Genomic DNA, 23394 nt, shown 5'->3' with positions numbered 1-23394 from the left:
TTTACCACGGATCCTCGGCGTCGACGGAGTATGTATCTCCCAGCGACGAAATGTTTCCTGCCGAGGGAAGCTCAATGCTTACGACCGTCACAACCGAACTTTGCTGATGGATTGAATACAATATGTATGCAACATGGCGATGCCTGCCTGTTCGGCCAGGCTGAGATGGAGGAAAAATGACTGAGACAACCACCATGTCGATCAGCCAACTGCACGAGTTGGTTGAAGCAATCTTTCGGCGGGCCGGGTTGAATGCGGTGCAGGCAATTGCATTGACGAATGTCATTGTGGCTGGCGAGCGCGACGGCTGCAAATCGCACGGCATCTACCGCATCGAGGGCGCCTTGCGCACAGTGAAAGCGGGAAAAGCCAAGCCCGATGCCATCCCGACAATAGCCCCGCAGACGAGTTCCGGTATCGTGACGGTTCAGGGGAATGGCGGGTTTGCAAATCCTGCCTTCGAGCTTGGCGTGCCACTGCTTGTTCAATCGGCGCGGGCGTCTGGAATAGCGGCCTTGGTTGTCAACGATGTCGTCCACTTCTCGGCGCTCTGGTCGGAAGTGGAAGCCCTGACCGGACAAGGCCTCGCGGCAATCGTCATGTGCCCGAGCTATGCCGCGGTTGCTCCGGCGGGCGGCAGCAAGCCACTGCTTGGAACCAACCCATTCGCCTTCGGCTGGCCGCGCGTGGACAAGCCTCCATACGTTTTCGACTTCGCGACATCCATGGTGGCTCGAGGTGAAATTGAACTCCATCGCCGCGCCGGCAAGCAACTGCCTGAAGGCTGGGCAATCGATGCGCACGGCGCCGCGACCACCGATCCCGATGAAGCTCTCGCCGGCGCAATGTTGCCTTTCGGCGGCCATAAGGGCTCGGCCATAGGAACGATGATCGAACTTCTTGCCGGTGTCATGATCGGTGATCTGACAAGTCCTGAGGTGCTCGATTATCTTGGCACGACGACACTGTCACCCATGCATGGTGAGCTGATCATCGCCATGTCGCCGAAAGCGTTTTCGGCGGGTCGCCCCGGTGACCCGTTTGCACGCGCAGAAACGCTGTTCGACGCAATCATCGGGGGTGGTGCACGGCTTCCCTCCGAACGCCGTTTCATTGCGCGCGCAAAGTCTGAAAGGGAAGGGATCACACTGACTTCGGCTGAATTGGAGCAGCTCAGCCGCCTTCATGACAAGCGGCTGGATGCCATTTCCTGACGAAGTTTCACCGTGGTAGGAGACCAGCAGGCCCTCGCAAGGAGGGCCTGTTGGTTGAAGGGCTAAAGGATCAAGGCCTGTATTTTTCGACAGCGCCCGACAGTTTGCTCCATCCGGCATACCAGGTATCGAACAGCTTCAGCTGTTGCTCGACATAACCGCGCTGGCTTTCGGAAAGTTCATCGGTTTCGTTGAAGTGCAAGGCGTATTCCGCGTCACCCTTCAGCACCATCATATGCTTGAAATAAAGCACGAGGTCCGGACCTTCATCGAAGGACGAAAGCACGCCGAGCGCCGATTCCAGTTCAAGCGCACGCTGGCGGGCATCCGGGTCGCCCTTGGCGGCAGCCTGCGAAAGATTGCACATATGGATGACTTCCTTGGGCAGGACGCAACCAATGCCGGTGATCGCGCCGACAGCACCGCAGTTGACAAACCCATGGAAGACACAGGTATCGACGCCGATCATCAGCGACACGTCATCGTCGCGGCTGGTGATGTTTTCCGCAGCATAGCGCATGTCGGCTGCACCGCCGAATTCCTTGAAGCCGACGAGGTTCGGGTGGTCTGCGCGCAGGGCAAAAAACAGGTCGGCGCGGGTTGCAAAGCCGTAGTAAGGGCTGTTGTAGATGACCGCAGGAAGATCCGGCGCAGCCGCCAGGATGGCCTTGAAGTGGTTTTTCTGGGCAGCGACGACGGTGCCGCGGGAGAGCACGCGGGGGATAACCATCAGTCCCTGTGCGCCCACCTTCTGAGCATGTGCGGCATGGGCAACGGCGGAAGCGGTATTGACCGCGCCAGTGCCGACGATAACCGGGATGCCGGCATTGACCAGGCGCTCGACGCCTTCCATGCGCTGTCGATCGGTCAGAAGGGGCCAATCGCCCATCGAGCCGCAATAGACGACCGCCGACATTCCTTGTGCGATGAGTTCTTTGCCCTTGCGGACCAGCCCATCATAGTCGGGGCTGCGGTCATCCTTGCAGGGCGTCATCAGAGCGGGAACGACGCCCGAAAAAATCTTGGCTTTCATCGTGAAAACTCCTCGGTGAGACGAAACGGAAACGGGTGGCGGATGCAGAGCATCGCGCCTCTATCAGATGAATATACATTATTGTATTTTTCTTGTCGACAAGAAACTGCCCTGCTTTTAAAGACTGATGTCGAACCGGTCTTTCCGCGCAAACAGCCTCTGAATCTGCTCGACAATCTGTTCCGCGTGAATGCGCGCCAGCCGGTCGGCAAGGTCCGCGTCACGCGCGGCGATTGCGGCGATGATCTCTTCGTGTTCGTCGACGAATTGCTGCGGTAGCCGATCTCCATAGGACTGGTAGTACAGCCGGAGAATGCGTCGTCCATCATCGAGGATACGATTGAAAACGGCGACGAAGTATGGATTGCGCCCGGCATCTGCGATCGCAGAATGAAGAGCGGCGTTGGCCGCAATCATCGCCAGGGCGTCCTGGTTCGCGACGGCGGTTGCGAATTCCGATTGTCGAGCCTTGATCTCCAGCAAATCTGCCGGACGGTGATATTGCGCCGCCAGCTTGGTGGTGACGCGGTACATCAGCACCAAGGCGTCGAAGAAAGTATGCAGGTTGAGAAAGTCGATGTTGGATACCATCGTCGACCGATTGGGCAGCGTATCGATCAGACCTTCACCCGCAAGGCGGACCAGCGCCTCGCGGATTGGCGTGCGCGACATTTTGAAATGTTCGGCGAGCTGCACCTCGTCGATCGGGCTACCGGGTGGCAAGACCAAATCCAGAATGTCATTGCGCAGAAGTTCGTAGACGGTTTTCGCACCGGAGCCGCGCTTGCGTTCGGTGGAGGGAGCTGGCGTTTGCATGGCCATTTCAAAATCCTTGTTGTCGACAACGGGTACTTTGAAACATTCACGCGGGCAACTGTTCGTGTTCTGCTCCCGACCTTTGCAACAACCGCAAAACTCTCGCTGCGGACGCCGGCCGGCACGCGATTTGCCTATTGACACTGGTCGGTCATGCCGGCGGCAAGGCTTCGCCTGTCCATCCTGTTGCTCGGGGCGTCACGCGTCCTGAAATCGCGGCCTCCACGCAGTCGCTCAGACTGGCGAGCCGCACGGCGCGACCCGAAAGGCCCGGGCCATAATGTGCATATTTTCCGGAGTTCGTGATCACAGCCTTGGTCCTGGTGGGAAACAATGGTTCGGAGATCGAGCACCAGCAAAGGTCCGGGAAAACCTGAACCCCCGCCTGACGCAACGCCGCAAGCGTGCCGTCGCCTTGCGCCTGGTCGATCACCTGCTGGCCGGCCGTGACAATCACTGCGACGCTCGGATGGCGGCGCCTTCCGATCAGCGCAGTCGTCAGCGCGGCGGCCAACGCGCGGCATTCCTCGATCGATGCGTGCGGGCTCCCGATCGCCACGAGCTCGACATCTGCCGGGCCGTCATTCAGTAAGCGCCACGCATCGTGCATGTCCTCGACGGTGATGCTGACTTGACCGGCGTCCGGATGGACTGGCCCGGCTGCCTCGGGCGTTACCCCGGCGATATGCAGCATCGGCGATGCTGACGTTGTTCCGAATGCAGCGCAGAGAGCTTTCAAATCGTCTCGAGACGGACGGGCCTGCTGAAGCCCTTTGACAAGGGGAATGCAATCCGGCGCCGTCTTGCCGATCAGATATCCGATCAGCGGCCAAAACGCGTCGTTCACCAATGCCGGGGTTTCAACGTCGATGATGAGCCGAGCCTGCCGGTTGATATCGAGATAAACCCCCGATTCCGGGGCTCGCCCGGTCAATGCAATACAGAGATCCAGGAAGTCAGGGTGTTTGGCGGTGCGCGCACCGAGCACGGTGTTTGCGAAGATGACGGCATTGGACTCGGACCAGGCAATTGTCTCACCGGTTTGCGGCGCGCTGTCCAAAAGATAGGGAGAACAGGTGAATGTCGGGCGACAACCCATTCGCACGTAAGCGTCCGCAAGGCGTGCCGCCGGTGCGCCGAAGGACGGTGGGATCCCTTGCATTTCCCAGTTCGCCCGATCGATCGAGATCGCATTCATCGTCGTCGGAATTCGAACCCTCGCACCGAGATCGGCGATCGTCTCGGCAAAAGTCAGGTTGGCCGGACTTGCGTAGATGCACCCGTCGATATGGCCTTGGCTCACATCTATGAGCCGCGTCGCACCCTGCTGGGCGGCCATCGCACAAATGATCCGCATCGCCTGCTTCGCGCCTGGACCATCGCCGCCATCGAGCATCTTGTGGTCTTCCTCGGTCAGTTCGAGGTCGGCGATGGCAGGAGCGGGCAGGTCCGTATTGAGGCTCCGACAGGTGACGACACCGCTTTCTATCGACGCCGATTGAGCCTGAGAAAGAAGTCGAAAATTCTCCGGGCTGAGCCTGATGACCGGCATGGGCCTATCGAACATTTCGGCTGCTATCAGTGCACCGAGCGTCAAGACGTCCTCAGCTTCGCTGAAGACCAAAGCGGCGGGACCGCGGCCTGTCAGAATGAGGTCGAGCAATACGCCGGATCCCGTGCAGGAACCGCGGCTCGTCGGCATCATCAAAATGGCGCCGGTCAGAGAAACGCCGTGCAGCGGGTGGTGAACGTCGATGACGTCTCCGGTTGCCGGGTCTACGCCGCCCCAGAAGCTCAAGGCCTCCTGCGTTGCCACAACGCGGCCTGTTGCGGAGCCCTTCAAAACGCTCCGCGATGCTGATGCGATGGTCATTGGCTGTCTCATCCGCTCTTCGGTCGGCTGCCGTCGTTTGCCCCTGCCAGTGGATCGTCCCGCCGCCGCCAAGGCAACCCATCATAAGCAGAATTGTAGAAATCAGGCAGCATCCTGAATGACGAAGCGCGCCACCTTGCTTTCTCCAAGACGGAAAACATGTCCAACCAGAGGCGATCCCGGTTGCTACGGGATCAAAGCAGCTTGGCGTTTGGTCGGCTCAGAAAATTCCGCTTGACAATTTTGATGATGAATATCATTAAAGATTAATGATGACGATTGTCATTAAAGATTTGGGTGACCGCAGTCGGCTGCCTTCTGCGCGAAAGTTGGTGGTCGATACGCAGGGGTAGGGACAGTGGCGATGATAGGGGCGACGGCGACCGATGCGGCGCAACCCCCCCACGCCTGGGCTCACCCGCTGCCGCATCCGGAGTGTCGAGGCATCATATCTCCGGCCGGACCCTCCGATCGTGAGCGTGACGGTACGGGCCGGATAATGGAGTAAACGATGAACACGACGATAAGATTGCTTCGGTCTGCCAGCAGCTACGCCGAGGCGCCAAATCTCTGGATCAATGTCGGGGAAACACCTTTCGTCTATCGCGACCTTGGCCCCCAAGGCGGCGTGCCGGTTGTTCTTCTCAACCATTGGGGCGCGGTGCTGGACAATTTCGATCCCCGGATTGTCGATGGTCTCGCTACCAAGCACCACGTCATCGCTACCGATTACCGGGGTATTGGTGCCTCGGGCGGCACTGCCCCCGTGACCATCGACGAGATGGCGCGCGACGCGATCGCGTTGATCCGAACGCTTGGGTTTAACAAAGTCGATCTGCTCGGTTTTTCCCTCGGGGGATTTGTCGCGCAGGACATCGTGCTGAAGGCGCCGGACCTTGTGCGGAAACTGATTTTGACCGGAACAGGCCCGGCCGGCGGCACAGGCATAGAGAAGGTCGGAGCCGTGTCCTGGCCGCTGATGATCAAGGGTCTGCTGACGCTGCGCGATCCGAAAACTTATTTGTTTTTTACCTCCACCGCCAATGGTCGCCGATCCGCGAAAGCTTTTCTGGGTCGCCTGAAAGAGCGGAAGGCCGGAAGGGACAAGGGCCCGACCCCAAGGGCCTTTCTGCGGCAGCTCAAGGCGATCAAGGCTTGGGGGCGGCAGGCGCCTCAGGATCTCGGCCGCATCAAAATCCCGGTCCTGATCGCCAATGGCGACAATGATATCATGGTCCCGACAGTAAACAGCACCGATATGGCCCGGCGCATTCCGGGCGCGCAGCTGGTAATCTACCAAGACGCCGGACATGGCGGGATTTTCCAGAACCACGCCGATTTCGTGCCGAAGGCTTTGTCCTTCCTTGGCGCCTGACGCCTCAACAGAGTTCGAATTGGAGAAAGCCTCATGAAGGCATTCGTCGTTGATAAATACAAGAAGAAGGGCGCTCTGCGTCTCGCCAACCTGCCGGAACCGGAATTGCAGGACAATGATGTCCTTGTCCGGATTCAGGCCACGGCCGTGAACCTGCTGGACTCCAAACTGCGGGACGGAGAGTTCAAGCTTATTCTTCCCTATCGGCCGCCCTTCGTCCTCGGGCACGACCTTGCCGGAACGATCGTCAGGACTGGACCCAGGGTGAAGCGGTTCAAGGTGGGTGACGAGATCTATGCGCGGCCGCGCGATCATCGGGTCGGTACATTCGCCGAATTCATTGCCATCGATGAAGCCGATGTAGCGCTGAAACCAAACAACCTCAGCGTGATCGAAGCGGCGTCCATCCCGCTGGTGGGGCTGACCGCGTGGCAGGCGCTGGTCGAGGTGGGTAAGGTGAAACCAGGCCAGAAGGTCTTCATCCAGGCCGGTTCCGGCGGGGTCGGGACGTTCGCCATTCAACTCGCCAAGCATCTCGGTGCAACGGTTGCGACGACGACGAGCGCCGGGAATGCCGAACTCGCGAGAAGTCTCGGGGCGGATGTAGTCATCGACTACAAGACGCAGGATTTCGAGAAGGTCTTGTCGGGCTACGATCTGGTGCTGAACAGCCAGGATCCGAAGACACTCGAAAAATCTCTAGGCGTGCTGAAGCCGGGCGGCCGGCTCATCTCCATTTCCGGTCCGCCCGATCCGGCATTCGCCAGGGAACTCGGCCTCAACCTATTCCTGAAACTGGTATTGCGCCTGCTGAGCCGAGGGGTTCGGAAAAAGGCCAAGCGTCTCGGCATCGCCTATTCATTCCTGTTCATGCGTGCTGAGGGGCAGCAATTGGGTGAGATTGCCCGCCTGATCGAACAAGGCGTGATCCGGCCGGTCGTCGACAAGGTCTTCCCGTTTGAAAAAACCGGCGACGCGCTGGCTTATGTCGAGACCGGGCGTGCAAAGGGCAAGGTGGTCATCACGGTCGCGGACTGAGGTCGACCTGACCGGCGTGGCGTGCGTCGCGAGACGCACGCCAGAAATAGTTTCCAACTCCGAAAGTGACAAATGATCAGCAGCACACTCTTTGAGCCCGCCGTACTCGGCTCTCTCACACTATCCAACCGCATCGTCATGGCGCCATCGACGCGCAACAGAGCGGGTGCCGGGTTTGTGGCCGGGCGATCTCATCGCCGAATATTATGCGCAACGGGCCTCGGCAGGTCTGATCATTTCTGAAGCGACCCAGATTTCGCAGCAAGGGCAGGGCTATCAGGACACGCCCGGCATTTACACCGAGGCGCAGATCGACGGCTCGCGCAAGGTGACCGACGCGGTGCATGCCGAGGGCGGCCACATCTTCCTGCAGCTCTGGCATGTCGGTCGGGTATCGCATGTCGACCTGCAGCCGAATGGCAAGGCGCCGGTCGCGCCTTCAGCGATCAGGGCCGAAACCAAGACCTTCGTCAACAACGCCTTCGTCGATGTGTCCGAACCTCGGGCGCTGGAATTGCGCGAGATCTCCGGCATTGTCGAGGATTTCCGCCGCGCCGCCGCCAATGCGATTGCCGCCGGTTTCGACGGCGTCGAAGTGCACGGCGCCAACGGCTACCTGCTCGACCAGTTCGCGAGGGACGGGGCCAACAGCCGCACCGACGCCTATGGCGGGTCGATCGAAAACCGGGCACGGCTGATCCTCGAGGTGACGGCGGCGGTCATCGAGGAAGTAGGAGCAGGGCGAACCGGCGTTCGGATTTCACCGGTGTCGCCGGCCAACGGGATATCGGCAACCGATCCGCAGGCGCAGTTCAACCACATCGTCGAAAAGCTCGATGCGATGGGCATTGCCTATCTCCATGTCGTCGAAGGCGCCACCGGCGGGCCGCGCGATGTTGCACCCTTCGATTACGAGGCGCTTCGCCGCAGGTTCAAAAACACCTACATTGCCAATAACGGCTACGATCGGGAACTTGCGACGACCAGGCTGGAGCAGGGGCTGGCAGATCTGTTTGCCTTCGGCAGGCCGTTCATCGCCAACCCGGATTTTGTCGAGCGCCTGAAGGCCGGTGCGCCGCTGGCCAATCTCAATATGGCGACGCTCTATGGCGGCGGCGCGGCGGGCTATACCGACTATCCCACCATGGCCGCGCCGGTAGCGGCCTGACGGCAATAGGGCCGCGCATGCGGCCCTATGTTTCCCGCGCCCGATTTTCGATGGCGTCGCGGCAATCCGCCCGGCAGGCATCGAGCAGTTCGTCTGCCAGCGGGGAATCGTCCGGGCAGGCCCTCGAAAGCACGATTGCCCCAACCGCCTGCGCGAGGATGGCGATGGCTTGCGCCCGCCCGCCGGTGCCGGAAGCGTGATGTTGCGCAATACCGCCCTCCACCGCGCGCACGAGGTGATCTATTCCTTCAGCAAAAACGGCCTTCGTTTCTTCAGGCTGCCGCGCGGCGTCGCAACTGAGTGCTGCGGCCGTGCACCCCTGGCCGCGTCCATCCCGGTGTTCGCGCGCGAGATAAAGTTCCATGACGGCGAGCACGTCATGACCGGCATAGCGCTTCAAGGTCTCGCTCAAACCTTTCTCGGTCGACTCCGCGATCAACTCCTCCTTGGAGCGGAAGTGATTGTAGAAGCCGCCATGGGTGAGCCCCGCGCGCTCCATCAACTCCGCCACTCCCACGCCGTCGAATCCGCGCTCGCGAAACAGCTCCGACGCGGTGGCGATAATCCGCTCGTAGTTTTCCTGCTTCTTTTCCTTGGTGATCCGCACTTTACAGCCCTTTCGACCGCTATGCCCAAGCTATGATGTCGGGTGTCATTGTAGCTTGGGCCATTGATGATGTATATCATTAATAATGGCGGCCGGTACAAGGAGTGTTTATGACATAAGCATACGGACCTTCAGCCCCGCGCGTCCTTTCAGATGCGCAGGGGAGCTGTCGGCCTTGAAAGAGGCAGCAGCGACGCTTCCTGGCTAGTAAACGAACGGATCGACTCCGGCCGTCGCCTGCGCGCTCGGTTCCTTCGGATAGATCACGCCCTTGCGCAGGATGATGTTGGCATAGAGCCTCGGCTCGCCGGTCTGGATCACCGCATGGGCGGCCTTCACCCGGCCGTAGAAATCCGGGCCGATCAGCGGCACCACCTGCCGGTGCGGCTCGCGGCGGGCGCAGCAGTCGATCATCTCCTCATGCACCGGATCGAGCTTGTCGCGCTCGGCCTTCACGGTCGAGCGGAAGATCGCCTCGGGCACGAAATCGTCGATCGGCAGCACGCTGAGCACGGCGTTGAGAACTGGCACGAGGTGGTGACCGTCGAGCCGGATCAGCCGGCGCGCATGTTCGACGCCCGGATAATTGCCGTCGACGATGGCGATCTCGTCGCCGTGACCCATGGCGCGAAGCGTAAAAAGCAGCTCCGGGCTCAACAGCGGATCAAGTCCTTTCAGCATGGTCTACCTCCTTGAAAAGTACGTTCTGGTCGGTGAGGTAACGCGCAAAGATCGGCAGGCTGGCGCCGCCGATGGCGCGTGCCTGGGCGCCGACCGCGCCCTCGATGATTTCGGGCATGACGACGCCCTGCAGGTCGAGTTTGGCGGCTTCGTCGATCGTCGCCTGCACCACGCGGCTGCGCACCCACTCGGGAAAACCGCCGTCGATCACGGCGGCGCTGAAATCGACGATCGAGGCGGCGGCGACGATCGCCTGCGCCAGCGCCTTGGCGCTATCCTGGATCCAGGTCTCCATCGGCTCGCCGAAATCGACCCAGTCGTCGGCCGAATACCACAGCGGCTCGGGATCGATGCCGCGCTCGCGCAGCATGTTTTCGAGCACGAAGATCGAGGCGATTTCGAGCAGCTGCTTGGTTTCGCCGTTCCTGTCGCGCACCGGCAGCGGCCCGATGGCGCCTGCCGTGCCGGTGCGGCCGGAAAAGATCGCCGAATTGAGCACGATGCCGCCGCCGATGAAGGAGCCGATGAAGAAATAGACGAAGTCGGGATAGGACGGCCCGACGCCGAAGACCAGTTCGGCGCCACAGGCGCTGGTCGCATCGTTCTGCAGGAAGACCGGATGAGGGACATGCGCGGCGATGTCGGCCTGCAGGTCGACATCGCGCCAGACCTCCATGGCGCCAGCCGGCGCGCCCACCTCTTCGGCCCAGTTCCAGAGCTCGAAAGGTGCTGCGATGCCGAGGCCGGCAATGCGGCCGCGCTGCTTCTCGTCGAGCCGATCTTCGAGCTCCTGAATACCCGAGGTGACGAAGGCGAGGATTTCATCCGGCAGCGGATAGGCATAGGTCCGGTGCAACTGCATGCGGATGCGGCCGACGAAATCCATCAGCACCAGATCGGCGCTGCGCCGGCCCATCTTCAGGCCGAAGGAATAGACGGCGTCGGCATTGAGATGCATCGGGATCGACGGCTGGCCGACCCGGCCGCGCACCGGCGGCCCGCGCGACAGCAGTCCTTCCTTTTCCAGCACTCGCATGATGACCGAGACGGTTTGCGCCGACAGCCCGCTGCGGCGTGCGATATCGGCTTTCGACAGCGCGCCGTAGAGGCGCACCAGCGACAGCACGAGCCGTTCGTTATAGGCCCGCACCCTGACCTGGTTTGCACCTCCGGCCGGATTTAGAATTGGTGGCGCGACCGACGCGTGTTCCGGTCCACCCAAAGGCGACATGGCCGCTCCTCCCGATTGTTGGCCTATGCCCTAATTCGATTGAGCATGCCACATCGAATTAATAATTCAATTGGATTTATTTATTGACAAGCGGATTTCTTTTCGCTTTTAATTGCCATCGTCAAGGACACGGGACGGCTTTGGAAGCTTAACAATCCACGGCAAAGTGTCATATCTTAAAATTCCGGCCCGCAGGGGCGGCGCCGGCAAACTCTGGGAGGAGTTCCATGAAGAAATCAGTTCTCGCTTTCGGCGCGCTCGCGCTTGGTGTCACCTTTTCCGCGCCTGTCATGGCGGCTGACGTTGCCGCCTGCCTGATCACCAAGACCGACACCAACCCCTTCTTCGTCAAGATGAAGGAAGGTGCGACGGCCAAGGCCAAGGAACTCGGCGTTTCGCTGAAATCCTATGCCGGCAAGATCGACGGTGACAGCGAAAGCCAGGTTGCAGCGATCGAAAGCTGCATCGCCGACGGCGCCAAGGGCATCCTGATTGCCGCTTCCGACACCAAGGGCATCGTCTCTTCGGTCAAGAAGGCGCGTGAAGCCGGCCTGCTGGTCATCGCTCTCGACACGCCGCTCGAGCCGGCCGATGCCGCCGACGCCACTTTCGCCACCGACAACCTGCTCGCCGGCAAGCTGATCGGCCAGTGGGCCAAGGAAACCATGGGTGACAAGGCCAAGGACGCCAAGGTCGGCTTCCTCGACCTGACCCCGTCGCAGCCGACGGTCGACGTTCTGCGCGACCAGGGCTTCATGATGGGCTTCGGCATCGATCCGAAGGACCCGAACAAGATCGGCGACGAAGACGACAAGCGCATCGTCGGCCATGACGTGACCAACGGCAATGAAGAAGGCGGCCGCAAGGCCATGGAAAACCTTCTGCAGAAGGATCCGAGCATCAACGTCATCCACACGATCAACGAGCCGGCTGCTGTCGGCGCCTATCAGGCGCTGAAGGCCGTCGGCATGGAAAAGAACGTGCTGATCGTCTCGGTCGACGGCGGTTGCCCGGGTGTGAAATCGGTCAAGGAAGGCGTCATCGGCGCCACCTCGCAGCAATATCCGCTAATGATGGCAGCCCTTGGCGTCGAGGCGATCAAGAAGTTCGCCGACAGCGGTGAAAAGCCGAAGCCGACCGAAGGCAAGTCCTTCTTCGACACCGGCGTTTCGCTCGTCACCGACAAGCCGGTCTCAGGCGTCAAGTCGATCGACACCAAGGAAGGCACGGACAAGTGCTGGGGCTGAGCCCAATCTCTTGAAACTGGAACGGCCGGGGCTTGATCCCCGGCCGTTTTCGACGGACGATGTACCGTCGCCTCACGAACCGGCTCAGCAAAGACCGGAAGGATATCGGTGACGGCCCCCGTGCGAATTCGGCGCGCGGATGCGGAGGAGGAACCATGACCGGAACTCAGGAATTCGAACGTGTCCTCGACGGCAGCGACAAGAGCGTCGCCTCCTTCGAGCATCAGGATGTCTCGCTGATCAAGCGTGCCCAGCATTTTCTGCACTCGACGCCGGCCGCCGTGCCGCTGATCGTGCTGGTGCTGGCGATCATCATTTTCGGGATCGCCATCGGCGGACGGTTCTTTTCGTCCTATACGCTGACGCTGATCCTGCAGCAGATCGCCATCGTCGGTATTCTCGGCGCCGCCCAGACGCTGGTTATCCTCACCGCCGGCATCGATCTTTCGATCGGCGTCATCATGGTGATCTCGGCGGTCATCATGGGCAATGTCGCCATCGCCTACGGCATACCGACGCCGATCGCGGTGGCAGCCGGAATGCTTGTCGGCGGCCTTTGCGGATTGCTGAACGGCTTTCTCGTCGCCTACATGAAACTGCCGCCGTTCATCGTCACGCTCGGCACCTGGAATATCGTCATGGCGACGAATTTCATCTATTCCGCCAACGAGACGATCCGCGACACCGACGTCGACGAACAGGCGCCGCTGCTGCATCTTTTCGCCATGAGCTTCAAAGCCGGCACCGCCGTGCTGACCCTCGGCGTCATCGCCATGGTGCTGCTCGTCCTGCTGCTCTGGTATGTGCTCAATCACACCGCCTGGGGCCGGCATGTCTATGCGGTCGGCGACGATCCGGAGGCGGCCAAGCTCTCCGGCATCCAGACCAAGAAGGTGCTGCTCACCGTCTACACCATATCCGGCGTCATCGCCGCCTTCGCCGCCTGGGTCTCGATCGGCCGCAACGGCTCGATCTCGCCATCCTCGGCGGTGACCGATTATAACCTGCAGGCGATCACTGCGACGGTCATCGGCGGCATCTCGCTGTTCGGCGGCCGCGGTTCCATTCTCGGCACGCTGTTTGGCGCGATGATCGTCGGTGTCGTCTCGATGGGCCTCAATATGCTCGGCGCCGACCCGCAATGGAAAGTGCTTTTGACCGGCGTGCTGATCATCGCCGCCGTCGCCATCGACCAGTGGATCAGAAAGGTTTCGGTGTAATCATGGCTCGCGAACCCCTTCTCACTGCGCGCGGTCTCGTCAAGCGCTATGGCCGCGTGACCGCACTCGACAATGCCGATTTCGACCTTTACCCGGGCGAAATCCTCGCGGTTATCGGCGATAACGGCGCCGGCAAATCCTCGCTGATCAAGGCGATATCGGGCGCCGCCACCCCTGACGAGGGGGTGATCACCCTCGAAGGCAAGCAGGTGCAGTTCCGCTCGCCGATGGAAGCGCGTGATGCCGGCATCGAAACTGTCTATCAGAACCTGGCTTTGTCGCCGGCGCTGTCGATCGCCGACAACATGTTTCTCGGCCGCGAGATCCGCAAACCCGGCGTGCTCGGCTCGATGCTTCGCATGCTCGACCGGCCGGCCATGGAAAAGCTGGCGCGCAACAAGCTGTCCGAACTCGGCCTGATGACCATCCAGAACATCAACCAGGCGGTGGAAACGCTCTCCGGCGGCCAGCGCCAGGGTGTCGCCGTCGCCCGCGCCGCCGCCTTCGGCTCCAAGGTCATCATCATGGACGAACCGACGGCCGCCCTTGGCGTCAAGGAAAGCCGCCGCGTGCTGGAACTGATCCTCGACGTCAGAGCCCGCGGCATTCCGATCGTGCTGATCTCGCACAACATGCCGCATGTCTTCGAGGTCGCCGACCGGATCCATATCCACCGCCTCGGCCGGCGCCTGACGGTGATCGATCCGAAGGAATACACCATGTCCGATGCCGTCGCTTTCATGACCGGCGCCAAGGCGGTGCCGACGGAGCCCGTCGCGGCATGACGGTCAACATCGATGAAATCGCCGGCGAGGTGCTTGATCGCGCCGGCGATACCAGACGTTTCCTGGTCGCCATCGCCGGCCCGCCGGGTTCGGGCAAATCGACCATGGCCGACAATCTGGCGGCGGCGCTCAACGCCAAAGGCGAAAGCGCCGCAGTCCTGCCGATGGACGGCTTCCACATGGACAATGCCATCCTGATCGAACGCGGCCTTTTGGCCCGCAAGGGCATCCCCGAAACCTTCGATGTCCGCGGTTTCCTCGATATCGTCCGTGCCGTCAGGCCGGCCGACCAGGAGGTTCTGGTGCCGGTCTTCGACCGCTCGCGCGAACTTGCGATTGCTTCCGCCCGGCCGATCGATCCCAAGGACCGTTTCATCATCGTCGAGGGAAACTATCTGCTCTTCACGCAAGGCAAATGGGCAGAACTCGACGGCATCTTCGATTTTTCGATCATGCTTGCCCCCCCGATCGAGGTGCTCGAGGAACGGCTCTGGGCGCGCTGGCGCGGTTATAATCTCACAGAAGATGCCGCCAGCGCCAAGGTCTATGGCAACGACCTGCCGAACGGCCGGCTGATCCTCGAAAACCGCCGCCCGGCTGATGTGACGCTGGAGATCGCGCTGGCGTGACGCCGCGACGACATGCATGAACAATGAGCTGAAGTGCTGCGCATGAATCGATTTCAATGCGCCGCGCTTTAGTGTTATTCGAAGCCGCAGACGCATCGCTTCGGAGGCCTGCCATGCAATCGATCACCATCCGCCGCCCTGATGACTGGCACCTGCATCTGCGCGACGGCGCCATGCTGGAAGGCGTGATCGCCGATACGAGCCGCACCTTCGCCCGCGCCATCATCATGCCCAATCTGGTGCCGCCGGTGGTCACCACATCGGACGCCACCGCCTATCGCGAGCGCATCCTTAAAGCGCTGCCGGCCGGCCATCGTTTCCAGCCGCTGATGACGCTTTATCTCACCGAGCATACCAGCCCCGACGATGTCGAGGCCGGCGCAAAAAGTGGGCTGATCACCGCCGTCAAGCTCTATCCGGCCGGCGCCACCACCAACTCGCATGGCGGCGTGCGCGACATGGAAAAGGCAATGCCGGTGCTGGAGCGCATGGCAAGGATCGGCCTGCCGCTCTGCGTCCACGGTGAGGTGACGACACCTGAGGTCGATATCTTCGACCGTGAGGCCGTCTTTATCGACACCGTGCTCGATCCGCTGCGCCGACGCCTGCCCGAGCTGAAGGTGACGATGGAGCATGTGACGACATCGGATGGTATCGACTACATCAAGGCGGCCAAGGCCAATCTCGCCGGCTCGATCACCACCCACCATCTGATCATCAACCGCAACGCCATCCTCGTCGGCGGCATCCGCCCGCATTATTACTGCCTGCCGGTCGCCAAGCGCGAAAACCACCGGCTGGCCTTGCGTGCCGCCGCTACCAGCGGCGATCAGCGCTTCTTCCTCGGCACCGATTCCGCCCCGCATGTCGACCCGCTGAAGGAATGCGCCTGCGGCTGCGCCGGCATTTACACCTCGATCAACACGATGAGCTGCCTCGCCCATGTCTTCGAACAGGAGGCCGCGCTGGAAAATCTCGAAGCCTTCGTCTCGCTGAACGGCCCGGCCTGGTACGGACTTCAGCCGAACGAGGACCGCATCACCCTGGAAAAGCAGGCCGATCCGGTCGTCTTCCCCGCCAGGATCGAAACCGGCGCCGGCCCGGTAACGGTGTTCGACCCGATGTTCCCGCTGCATTGGCAGGTGGTGGCGTAGGCGCCGGGATCTGCCCCTCACCCTCACCTGACCGGGGTCGAGCCAACGGTCTCGCCCCGTCCTTCGGACCCCCGTAAACGGGGCGAGGGGACGTGCCCTGCGAGAGGCCGGCGAGGGACAGAGAGGTTGCGGCATATCCCCTTCGCCCCGCATGCGGGGAGAAGGTGGCGGCAGCCGGATGAGGGGCGGACCCTTGCTCTCACCTTAAAAGTCGAAGTTACCGCCCTAACATTTCTGTGTGCAGTGCATCATTTTTTAACGGAATGCATAAGACATTCCTCACATCAGATCACGTAGGTTGCCAAGATTATCGGCGTGGCTGCAGTCGCGGAGACTGAAAAGCATGATGCTTGACTACAATTCCCTTTTGCTGGCGCTCGGCGTCTCCACGGCATGCCTTGCCGTGACCTTGATGGGCAGCTGGCTGGTGCGTCGGGCCGAAACCGTGCTGCTCACCGCTAGCATCGGCCTGATGCTCGTCATTGCCGGCATTTTTGTCTACGGCGCCTATGTGAACAGGCCGGATACATGGCTGGGTGTGGCCAATTTCGTGCTGTTTCATGCCGGTTTTGCCACGATCTGGGGTGCCGGCAGACAGTTTCTCACCGGACGGCTCGCTTTGCCGGCCATTGTGATCCGGGCGCTGGCAGCGATGGCCTTTTCCGTGGGGCCGATGCTGGCAGGTTATGACGGCCTCGCCTTCATATCAGACAATCTCGCCATCGCTTTGCTGCTCTTTGCCACCGCCCGGCAATATTGGCTGGCCCGTGCCGAGGCGCCGGCGCCGATCCTTGGCCTCACCGCGCTCTATTCGCTGACCGGGATCTCCTTTGTGCTGTGCGCCGCCGTGCTGATCTCCGATGGCAGGCTGGTGCTCGGTAAAGCGCCCAGCAACTGGGCCGAAGATCTGAGCCTTGCCGTCTGCATCGCCGGCATGACCGGGATCGGCGCGCTGTCGCTGGCGCTGCATCAGTGGCGGCTTGCCGCCCGCCATCGTCTCGAGGCGATCACCGATCCGCTGACCGGGCTGCTCAACCGACGCGCCCTGTTCGATCAATACGGCACGCGCCCGATGGGCTCGACCACGGCCGTCATCGTCTTCGATATCGACCACTTCAAATCCGTCAACGACCGCTTCGGCCATGCGAGCGGCGACCGGGTGCTCAAGGTCTTCGCCGGCGAACTCGCCGCCCATTGCCGCCCCGGTGACATCGCCGCACGGTTGGGCGGTGAGGAGTTCGCGCTGGTGTTGAAGGAAACCATGCCCGGCCGGGCGGAACTGGCGGCCGAGCGCATCCGCAGGGCCTTCGAGGCGCGTGAGATTCCGATCGACGACGAAGTGCTGAAATGCACCGTCAGCGTTGGCGTTGCGCCTGGGCGCGCCAAAAGCCTGGATTTCGATGCCATGCTGAGTGCTGCCGACAAGGCGCTCTACGCCGCCAAGCGGGGCGGCCGCAACCGGGTCGAGCTCGCCGGCCACCTGCAGCCGGTTCCCGTCGCGATGTCGCGCACGGCGTCTTGATTCCTGACTGATCCTCTCATAATATCGCCTCTGGCCGGATGCGGCCAGCCGCCCCGCGACGCTTTGGCGTTATGGTGAATGCATCCAGAAAAATCCTTCACGTCCCTTGCCGTTTGGCGATCGATGGCGAACGGGTCAGCAGACGCGGGCACTGATCGTCCTGTTTGCCGCCAACGGAAGGATGACTTATGCGCGATTTTCGCGATGCCAAGCTCATGGCAAAGACATTGCGGCAGGCCCTTGCCGACCGTGACATTTCGCTGAGCCACAGCGAGACCCTCGAAATCGTCGCCCGCCAGTTCGGGCTCGAGCAATGGAATATCCTCGCGGCCAAGATCGATGCGGCGGGTGCTTCCCGCTCCGCTGTCGGCATCGAGCCGCCGACGCCGATCTTCCGCATCTTCTCTGTGGAAAAAGCGATGGAATTCTATTGCGGCTTCCTCGGCTTCCATCTCGACTGGGAGCATCGCTTCGGCGAAAACTTCCCGCTCTATTGCCAGGTCTCGCGCGACGGCATGGCGCTGCACTTAAGCGAACATTCCGGCGACGCCAGCCCCGGCGCCAAGGCCTTCGTCCGCGTCGCCAATGTGCGCGCCTATCACGCCGAACTCGCCGGCAAGGACTACCGCTATATGAAGCCCGGCGTCGAGGAAGCGCCCTGGGGACTGGAGATGACCGTCACCGACCCCTTCAGCAACCGCATTGCCTTTTGCGAGCAGGCATAGGCGGGGCGCGGTTCGTACCAGTGGTCGCCCCTCACCCTAATACCCTAGCCCTCTCCCCGTAAAACGGGGCGAGGGGACGTGCCCTGCTAGAGGCAAGTGGGGGACGGAGAGGTTGCGGCATATCCCCTTCGCCCCGCTTTACGGGGAGAAGGTGCCGGCAGGCGGATGAGGGGCAGCTACCGGCGCCGCTTTCTCAAACCATCATCAGCGCCCTGACAAAGGCCACCGAGGCGAGCAGCGAAGCGACGGTCCGCACATGGTTCCACCACGTCCAGTCCCTGACATAGGCCGTCCACAGCTCGACTGCCTCCGCCTCGCTGCCGCTGACCTTCTCCAGCGCATCGTTCATCGGCACGTTGAAGATGATGGTCGAGAGGAAAGAGGCGAGGAGATAGAGGGCGGCGCCTGCCAGCATCAGCGTCGACGTGCCGCCGCGCCAGTCGATCAGGGCGAGCACTGATATGACGATGCAGAGGATCGCCGTCGGCACAAAGAGACCCATGAAGGGCGAGCGGACGATCGTTACATTGATCGCGTTCATCGCCGCAATGCCCTGCTCCGCCGGGATCCTGGCGAAGGCGGTCATGATGAAGGTCGAGAAGGCGAAGAAGATGCCGGCGACGAGGCCGCTGCCGATTGCCGCGACGACGAGGGAAAGGATGAGGACGATCTGCATGTCGAAGCTCCTTCCAAAGGATTTGAAACAAGAGAAACTCTCTCATTTGCAAAATGAGATAAACTCTCTTATTTTGTTTGTCAACTTGAAAGAGGAGCAGTCGATGTCAGAGCAGCCGGTCGCAACGCGCAGGCGTCAGCCGCAACATACCGGCCAGCCGCGCCGCATCCCCAGCCAGCAGCGTGGCCGCGAGCGCTTCGAAAAGATCCTCGCAGTTGCCGCCGAGCTGATCGAACGCCATGGCAGCGACGGCTTGAAGATGAGCGAGATCGTCGAAATGGCCGGCCTGTCTTTCGGTGCCCTCTATCAATATTTTCCCGACAAGAGCGCGATCATCCGGACATTGGCCGAACGCTTCAACGAAGAGGGCAGGCGCTGTGTCGAGGCGGAGCTGGCGAAGGTGACCGGCGCCGCGGACCTGCAGGGCGCGCTCGCTACCATCGTCGACGAATATTATGCCTTCTTCCGCCGCGAGCCGGTGATGCGCGACATCTGGCATGCGACCCATACCGACAAGCTGCTGCAGCAGGTGGATGCCGAGGACATGGAATTTCATGCCCAGGCATTTCTCGCCGTGCTGCTCCGCCTGTGGCCGGATCGCGAGCCGAACGAGCTTCTGGCGATCGCCCGGCTGACGATGCAGCTGCTTGCCGCCGCCGTGCGTTATGCCGTTACGCTGGATGCGGAAGAGGGTGATGAGGCGATTGCCCTGTTCAAGAAGATGCAGGGAGCCGATATCGGCCGTCTGTTGCGCTAATACGATCGTCCAGCGTCTGGAAACTCAGGGCTCTTGCTGCTATTCCCGCAAGGATCCAAGCCGAAGGAGAGCCGCATGATCCAGACCACATTTCCCGACCGCGCCGTGATGGCTGAATTGCTGGCCAAGATGCTGTGGGAGATCAAGGCGGTGCATTTCAATGCCGCCCAGCCCTATAAACTCTCCTCCGGCATGGCGAGCCCGGTCTATATCGATTGCCGCAAGCTGCTCTCCTTCCCGCGCGTCCGCTCGACGGTGATGGATTTCGCCGCCAGCACCCTGCTGCGCGATGCCGGCTTCGAGCAGTTCGATTGCATCGCCGGCGGCGAGACCGCCGGCATTCCTTTCGCCGCCCTGCTTGCCGATCGCCTCGGCCTGCCGATGATCTATGTCCGCAAGCAGCCGAAGGGCCATGGCCGCAATGCCCAGATCGAAGGCAACATGCCGGAAGGGTCGCGCGTGCTGGTCATCGAGGACCTGACGACGGCCGGCGGCAGCATGTTCAAATTCATCGATGCCATCCGTGCCGCCGGCGGCGTCGTCGATCACGGCATCGCCCTGTTCTTCTACGACATCTTCGGCCAGCAGCGCTTTACCGACGGCAAGGTTCGGCTGCATCACATCGCCACCTGGCGCAATGTCCTGGCCGTCGCCAAGGCGCAGAAGCTGTTCGACGACAAGACGCTTGAGGAGGTCGAAGCCTTTCTCGATGCGCCGCTGGCCTGGTCGGGACGGAATGGTGGCGTAAGTGAGCTTTCGCTCTAATCAGTTGACAAAAGCTCACTTAATCGGTTGATGAACGTATAAGTCTGTTGGGAGGAATCTGATGATTTTGTGCTGCGGCGAAGCCTTGATCGACATGCTGCCGAGGGACACGACCCTCAATGAAAAGGGCTTTGCCCCCTATGCCGGCGGCGCGATCTTCAATACCGCCATTGCGCTCGGCCGCCTCGGCATCCCGACCGCCTTTTTCACCGGCATCGCCGATGACATGATGGGCGAAATCCTGCTGGCGACGCTGAAGGCCGCCAATGTCGACTACAGCCCTTGCGCCATCACCCCGCGCCCTTCGACGATTGCTTTCGTCAAGCTGGTCAACGGTCAGGCAACCTATGCCTTTTACGACGAGGGCACCGCCGGCCGGATGATCACCGAAGCGGACCTGCCTGTCCTCGGCGATGATTGCGAAGCGCTGCATTTCGGCGCGATCAGCCTGATTCCCAGCCCCTGCGGCGAAACCTATGAAGCGCTGCTCGATCGCGAAGCCGGCAAACGTGTCATTTCGCTCGACCCGAATATCCGTCCCGGTTTCATCAAGGACAAGCCGGCGCATATGGCTCGCATCAAGCGCATGGCCGCCAAATCCGACATCGTCAAATTCTCCGACGAGGATCTCGACTGGTTCGGACTTTCAGGCGACCACGATACGCTCGCCACCCACTGGCTGAACCACGGCGCCAAGCTGGTGGTCATCACCAAGGGTGCCGAAGGCGCCTCCGGCTATACCAAAGAGCGCAAGGTGACGGTGCCGAGCCAGCGCGTCACCGTGGTCGACACGGTCGGCGCCGGCGATACCTTCGATGCCGGCGTGCTGGCCTCGCTGAAGATGGACAATCTGCTGACCAAGGAGCAGGTCGCCTCACTCGACGAGCAGGCGCTCCATAACGCCCTCACCCTCGGCGCCAAAGCCGCCGCCGTCACCGTTTCCCGCGCCGGCGCCAACCCGCCTTGGGCGCACGAGATCGGGCTTTAAGGTTTAAGCGAGCGTACTCCGGCTGTCGTCACCAACGGCGTCGGCCGGTTCGACCACGCCTGCATCGTGCCCAGTGCTCAGGGCAGGTCTTTAACGCGGGCGCGCGCCTGGCTTTCTTTCTTGATCGGCCGACAGACCGGGCAGACCTCCTGCACGAAGCCGTTGAGCGTATTGACGAGATTGTTCTCGATCAGGGAATAGTGGACGAACTGCCCCTGTTTCTCTCGCCTGATCAGCCCCGCCGTTTCGAGGATGGAAAGATGCTGCGAAACGGCCGGCTTCGACATGCTGAAACGGTCAGCGATCTCGCCGGCCGTCAGGCCGGATGCCGAGAGATAGGCGAGGATCTTGCGCCGTGGCGCACTGGAAAGCGCGTGGAATATCCGCTGGGCAGCGTTGACGGAGCTGTCTTCCGTCCTGTCGTGGAAAACTTCGTTTTCCAAATCCAGTCTCGACCTCGGATGGTATTTCATCCGCCTGCTGGCAAGGCTCGGTCTGGCGTCGGCGATCAAGCTCCGGCACATGATCGTGCCACGGCGAGGCTTGAGGCGCGTCGAGGTATCCGAAACCGCCGGTGGCAGTCATTCGCCATCTCACGCGGCGGGTCAGGCGGAATCTCGTCCATGAGTGCGATATCCTCTCCAACAAGCCGTAAATCGCACGATGAAGCCTTGGCAAGCTTTCGAATCGTGCTTTAGGTTGCGGCCCGAAAGCAAACGGGTCGAGCAAAAGATGCGCCTTACAGACTGCTACAATTTTCACGATTTCCGGCGCATGGCCAAACGTCGTCTTCCCGGACCGATCTTCGACTATATCGATGGCGCCGCCGATGACGAGGTGACCTATCGGCGCAATACCGCGGCCTTCGAAAATTGCGATCTGGTGCCCGACGTTCTGAGGGGCGTGGCCGAGGTCGACATGTCGGTGACGGTCATGGGCCAGAAGCTGGCCATGCCGGTCTATTGCTCGCCGACGGCGCTGCAGCGGCTTTTTCACCACCAGGGGGAGCGGGCGGTCGCGGCAGCGGCGGCAAAACACGGCACAATGTTCGGCGTCTCCTCGCTCGGCACGATCAGCCTGGAGGAAGCCCGGCAGATCAGCGACGGGCCGCAAATCTATCAGTTCTATTTCCACAAGGACCGCGGCCTCAACCACGAGATGATGGCGCGGGCGAAAAATGCCGGTGTGCAGGCCATGATGCTGACGGTCGACAGCATCACCGGCGGCAACCGCGAGCGCGACAAGCGCACCGGTTTTGCCATTCCCTTCAAGCTCAATCTCGCCGGCATGACCCAGTTCGCCATCAAACCTTCCTGGGCGATCGACTGGCTGACGCATGAGCGCTTCCGGCTGCCGCAGCTCGAAAACCACGTCAAGATGGACGGCGGCTCGCTGTCGATCAGCCGATACTTCACCGAAATGCTCGACCCCTCGATGTCATGGGACGACGTGGCGGAAATGGTGCGCGCCTGGGGTGGGCAATTCTGCCTGAAGGGCATCATGTCGGTCGAAGACGCCAAGCGTGCGGTCGAGATCGGCTGCACCGGGATCGTGCTGTCAAACCATGGCGGGCGCCAGCTCGACGGCTCGCGCAGCGCTTTCGACCAGCTGGCCGAGATCGTCGATGCCGTCGGCGATCGCATCGACGTCATGATGGATGGCGGCGTGCAGCGGGGAACGCATGTTCTCAAGGCCTTGTCGCTCGGGGCAAAGGCCGTCGGCCTCGGCCGCTACTATCTCTTCCCGCTGGCCGCTGCCGGACAGCCCGGCGTCGAACGGGCGCTGCAGACGATACGCACCGAGATCGAGCGCGACATGAAGCTGATGGGTTGTACCTCGGTCAGCCAGCTGACCCGGCGGAACCTGCGCTTCCGCTCCTGAGGCCGGGTC

22 protein-coding genes and 2 pseudogenes are annotated in these 23394 nt (G+C 61.5%); 16 read left to right on the top strand and 8 right to left on the bottom strand.

Annotated elements, in window-relative coordinates; all coding sequences use genetic code 11:
* The first annotated feature begins 176 nt into the window (after nucleotides 1-176).
* Nucleotides 177-1214, top strand: a complete 1038-nt coding sequence (locus RCCGE510_RS22095) for an Ldh family oxidoreductase (protein ID WP_007633664.1) — start codon at nucleotides 177-179, stop codon at nucleotides 1212-1214.
* A 70-nt stretch (nucleotides 1215-1284) separates the two neighbouring features.
* Here RCCGE510_RS22095 and RCCGE510_RS22090 read toward each other — a convergent pair whose 3' ends face one another.
* The 3 genes from RCCGE510_RS22090 to RCCGE510_RS22080 all read right to left on the bottom strand — a co-directional run bounded on the left by RCCGE510_RS22090 (nucleotide 1285) and on the right by RCCGE510_RS22080 (nucleotide 4936).
* The gene (locus RCCGE510_RS22090) at nucleotides 1285-2247 is read right to left on the bottom strand and encodes a dihydrodipicolinate synthase family protein (protein ID WP_007633659.1); all 963 of its coding nucleotides are present in this window, start codon (nucleotides 2245-2247) and stop codon (nucleotides 1285-1287) included.
* Nucleotides 2248-2364: 117 nt separating this feature from the next.
* Nucleotides 2365-3063 carry a GntR family transcriptional regulator gene (locus RCCGE510_RS22085; RefSeq protein WP_037079414.1) on the bottom strand — a complete coding sequence of 233 codons (699 nt, stop codon included), beginning with the start codon at nucleotides 3061-3063 and terminating at the stop codon, nucleotides 2365-2367.
* A gap of 151 nt (nucleotides 3064-3214) precedes the next feature.
* Nucleotides 3215-4936: an aconitase X gene (locus RCCGE510_RS22080; RefSeq protein ID WP_007633657.1), complete on the bottom strand. Its 1722-nt coding sequence runs from the start codon at nucleotides 4934-4936 to the stop codon at nucleotides 3215-3217.
* A gap of 511 nt (nucleotides 4937-5447) precedes the next feature.
* Between RCCGE510_RS22080 and RCCGE510_RS22075 the strand changes: the two genes are divergently transcribed.
* The 3 genes and pseudogenes from RCCGE510_RS22075 (at nucleotide 5448) to RCCGE510_RS22065 (ending at nucleotide 8517) form a co-directional block, all read left to right on the top strand.
* A complete protein-coding gene (locus tag RCCGE510_RS22075) occupies nucleotides 5448-6311 on the top strand; it encodes an alpha/beta hydrolase (RefSeq protein WP_007633656.1) in 864 nt (287 codons plus the stop codon).
* A gap of 33 nt (nucleotides 6312-6344) precedes the next feature.
* Complete coding sequence (locus RCCGE510_RS22070) at nucleotides 6345-7349, top strand: NADP-dependent oxidoreductase (RefSeq protein WP_007633654.1); 1005 nt, start codon at nucleotides 6345-6347, stop codon at nucleotides 7347-7349.
* 72 nt (nucleotides 7350-7421) lie between these two features.
* Nucleotides 7422-8517 (top strand): annotated as a pseudogene (locus RCCGE510_RS22065) (alkene reductase).
* Nucleotides 8518-8542: 25 nt separating this feature from the next.
* Here the strand turns inward: RCCGE510_RS22065 and RCCGE510_RS22060 are convergent.
* The 3 genes from RCCGE510_RS22060 to RCCGE510_RS22050 form a co-directional block, all read right to left on the bottom strand.
* Nucleotides 8543-9124: a TetR/AcrR family transcriptional regulator gene (locus tag RCCGE510_RS22060; RefSeq protein ID WP_007633651.1), complete on the bottom strand. Its 582-nt coding sequence runs from the start codon at nucleotides 9122-9124 to the stop codon at nucleotides 8543-8545.
* 204 nt (nucleotides 9125-9328) lie between these two features.
* Entirely contained in the window at nucleotides 9329-9805 is a 477-nt protein-coding gene (locus RCCGE510_RS22055) for an RbsD/FucU domain-containing protein (protein ID WP_037079549.1), read from the bottom strand.
* A complete protein-coding gene (locus RCCGE510_RS22050) occupies nucleotides 9789-11036 on the bottom strand; it encodes an ROK family transcriptional regulator (protein ID WP_007633649.1) in 1248 nt (415 codons plus the stop codon). Before RCCGE510_RS22050 ends, RCCGE510_RS22055 begins: the two co-directional genes overlap by 17 nt.
* A gap of 227 nt (nucleotides 11037-11263) precedes the next feature.
* Here RCCGE510_RS22050 and RCCGE510_RS22045 point away from each other — a divergent pair, with 227 nt between their 5' ends.
* From RCCGE510_RS22045 to RCCGE510_RS22015, 7 genes are all read left to right on the top strand, one after another.
* Nucleotides 11264-12283 carry a sugar ABC transporter substrate-binding protein gene (locus tag RCCGE510_RS22045; protein WP_007633648.1) on the top strand — a complete coding sequence of 340 codons (1020 nt, stop codon included), beginning with the start codon at nucleotides 11264-11266 and terminating at the stop codon, nucleotides 12281-12283.
* 155 nt (nucleotides 12284-12438) lie between these two features.
* Complete coding sequence (locus RCCGE510_RS22040) at nucleotides 12439-13503, top strand: ABC transporter permease (protein ID WP_007633647.1); 1065 nt, start codon at nucleotides 12439-12441, stop codon at nucleotides 13501-13503.
* 2 nt (nucleotides 13504-13505) lie between these two features.
* On the top strand, nucleotides 13506-14288 hold the full coding sequence (locus RCCGE510_RS22035; RefSeq protein WP_007633646.1) for an ATP-binding cassette domain-containing protein: 783 nt from the start codon (nucleotides 13506-13508) through the stop codon (nucleotides 14286-14288).
* A complete protein-coding gene (locus RCCGE510_RS22030; RefSeq protein WP_007633645.1) occupies nucleotides 14285-14917 on the top strand; it encodes a nucleoside triphosphate hydrolase in 633 nt (210 codons plus the stop codon). The genes RCCGE510_RS22035 and RCCGE510_RS22030 overlap by 4 nt, the downstream gene beginning before the upstream one ends.
* A 113-nt stretch (nucleotides 14918-15030) precedes the next feature.
* Nucleotides 15031-16071: a dihydroorotase gene (gene pyrC / locus RCCGE510_RS22025; protein ID WP_007633644.1), complete on the top strand. Its 1041-nt coding sequence runs from the start codon at nucleotides 15031-15033 to the stop codon at nucleotides 16069-16071.
* Between the two features lie 343 nt (nucleotides 16072-16414).
* Complete coding sequence (locus tag RCCGE510_RS22020) at nucleotides 16415-17593, top strand: GGDEF domain-containing protein (protein ID WP_007633642.1); 1179 nt, start codon at nucleotides 16415-16417, stop codon at nucleotides 17591-17593.
* 188 nt (nucleotides 17594-17781) lie between these two features.
* The gene (locus RCCGE510_RS22015) at nucleotides 17782-18318 is read left to right on the top strand and encodes a glyoxalase superfamily protein (RefSeq protein WP_007633640.1); all 537 of its coding nucleotides are present in this window, start codon (nucleotides 17782-17784) and stop codon (nucleotides 18316-18318) included.
* Between the two features lie 193 nt (nucleotides 18319-18511).
* Here the strand turns inward: RCCGE510_RS22015 and RCCGE510_RS22010 are convergent, their stop codons facing one another.
* Nucleotides 18512-18994, bottom strand: a complete 483-nt coding sequence (locus RCCGE510_RS22010) for an anthrone oxygenase family protein (RefSeq protein ID WP_007633638.1) — start codon at nucleotides 18992-18994, stop codon at nucleotides 18512-18514.
* Nucleotides 18995-19097: 103 nt separating this feature from the next.
* On the opposite strand from RCCGE510_RS22010, the gene RCCGE510_RS22005 reads away from it, so the two are divergent.
* The 3 genes from RCCGE510_RS22005 (at nucleotide 19098) to RCCGE510_RS21995 (ending at nucleotide 21504) form a co-directional block, all read left to right on the top strand.
* Nucleotides 19098-19751 carry a TetR/AcrR family transcriptional regulator gene (locus RCCGE510_RS22005; protein ID WP_007633636.1) on the top strand — a complete coding sequence of 218 codons (654 nt, stop codon included), beginning with the start codon at nucleotides 19098-19100 and terminating at the stop codon, nucleotides 19749-19751.
* A 75-nt stretch (nucleotides 19752-19826) separates the two neighbouring features.
* Nucleotides 19827-20516 carry an orotate phosphoribosyltransferase gene (locus RCCGE510_RS22000; protein ID WP_007633633.1) on the top strand — a complete coding sequence of 230 codons (690 nt, stop codon included), beginning with the start codon at nucleotides 19827-19829 and terminating at the stop codon, nucleotides 20514-20516.
* Nucleotides 20517-20577: 61 nt separating this feature from the next.
* On the top strand, nucleotides 20578-21504 hold the full coding sequence (locus RCCGE510_RS21995; RefSeq protein WP_007633632.1) for a carbohydrate kinase: 927 nt from the start codon (nucleotides 20578-20580) through the stop codon (nucleotides 21502-21504).
* Between the two features lie 77 nt (nucleotides 21505-21581).
* Here RCCGE510_RS21995 and RCCGE510_RS21990 read toward each other — a convergent pair whose 3' ends face one another.
* Nucleotides 21582-21977 (bottom strand): metalloregulator ArsR/SmtB family transcription factor, encoded by a 396-nt coding sequence (locus tag RCCGE510_RS21990; protein ID WP_240539682.1) that lies wholly within the window; start codon nucleotides 21975-21977, stop codon nucleotides 21582-21584.
* Here RCCGE510_RS21990 and RCCGE510_RS36075 point away from each other — a divergent pair.
* Both RCCGE510_RS36075 and RCCGE510_RS21985 read left to right on the top strand, forming a co-directional pair.
* Nucleotides 21955-22131, top strand: a pseudogene (locus RCCGE510_RS36075) (acyl-CoA desaturase); the annotation flags it as partial. The gene RCCGE510_RS21990 and the pseudogene RCCGE510_RS36075 overlap by 23 nt on opposite strands.
* A gap of 105 nt (nucleotides 22132-22236) precedes the next feature.
* On the top strand, nucleotides 22237-23385 hold the full coding sequence (locus RCCGE510_RS21985; protein ID WP_007633630.1) for an alpha-hydroxy acid oxidase: 1149 nt from the start codon (nucleotides 22237-22239) through the stop codon (nucleotides 23383-23385).
* The last annotated feature ends 9 nt before the right edge of the window (nucleotides 23386-23394 follow it).

Source organism: Rhizobium sp. CCGE 510 (genome assembly GCF_000292525.1).
In the GTDB taxonomy this organism is placed as follows: domain Bacteria; phylum Pseudomonadota; class Alphaproteobacteria; order Rhizobiales; family Rhizobiaceae; genus Rhizobium.
The sequence above is the reverse complement of the archived record's forward strand: the minus strand, read 5'-3'. Positions and strand labels throughout refer to the sequence as shown.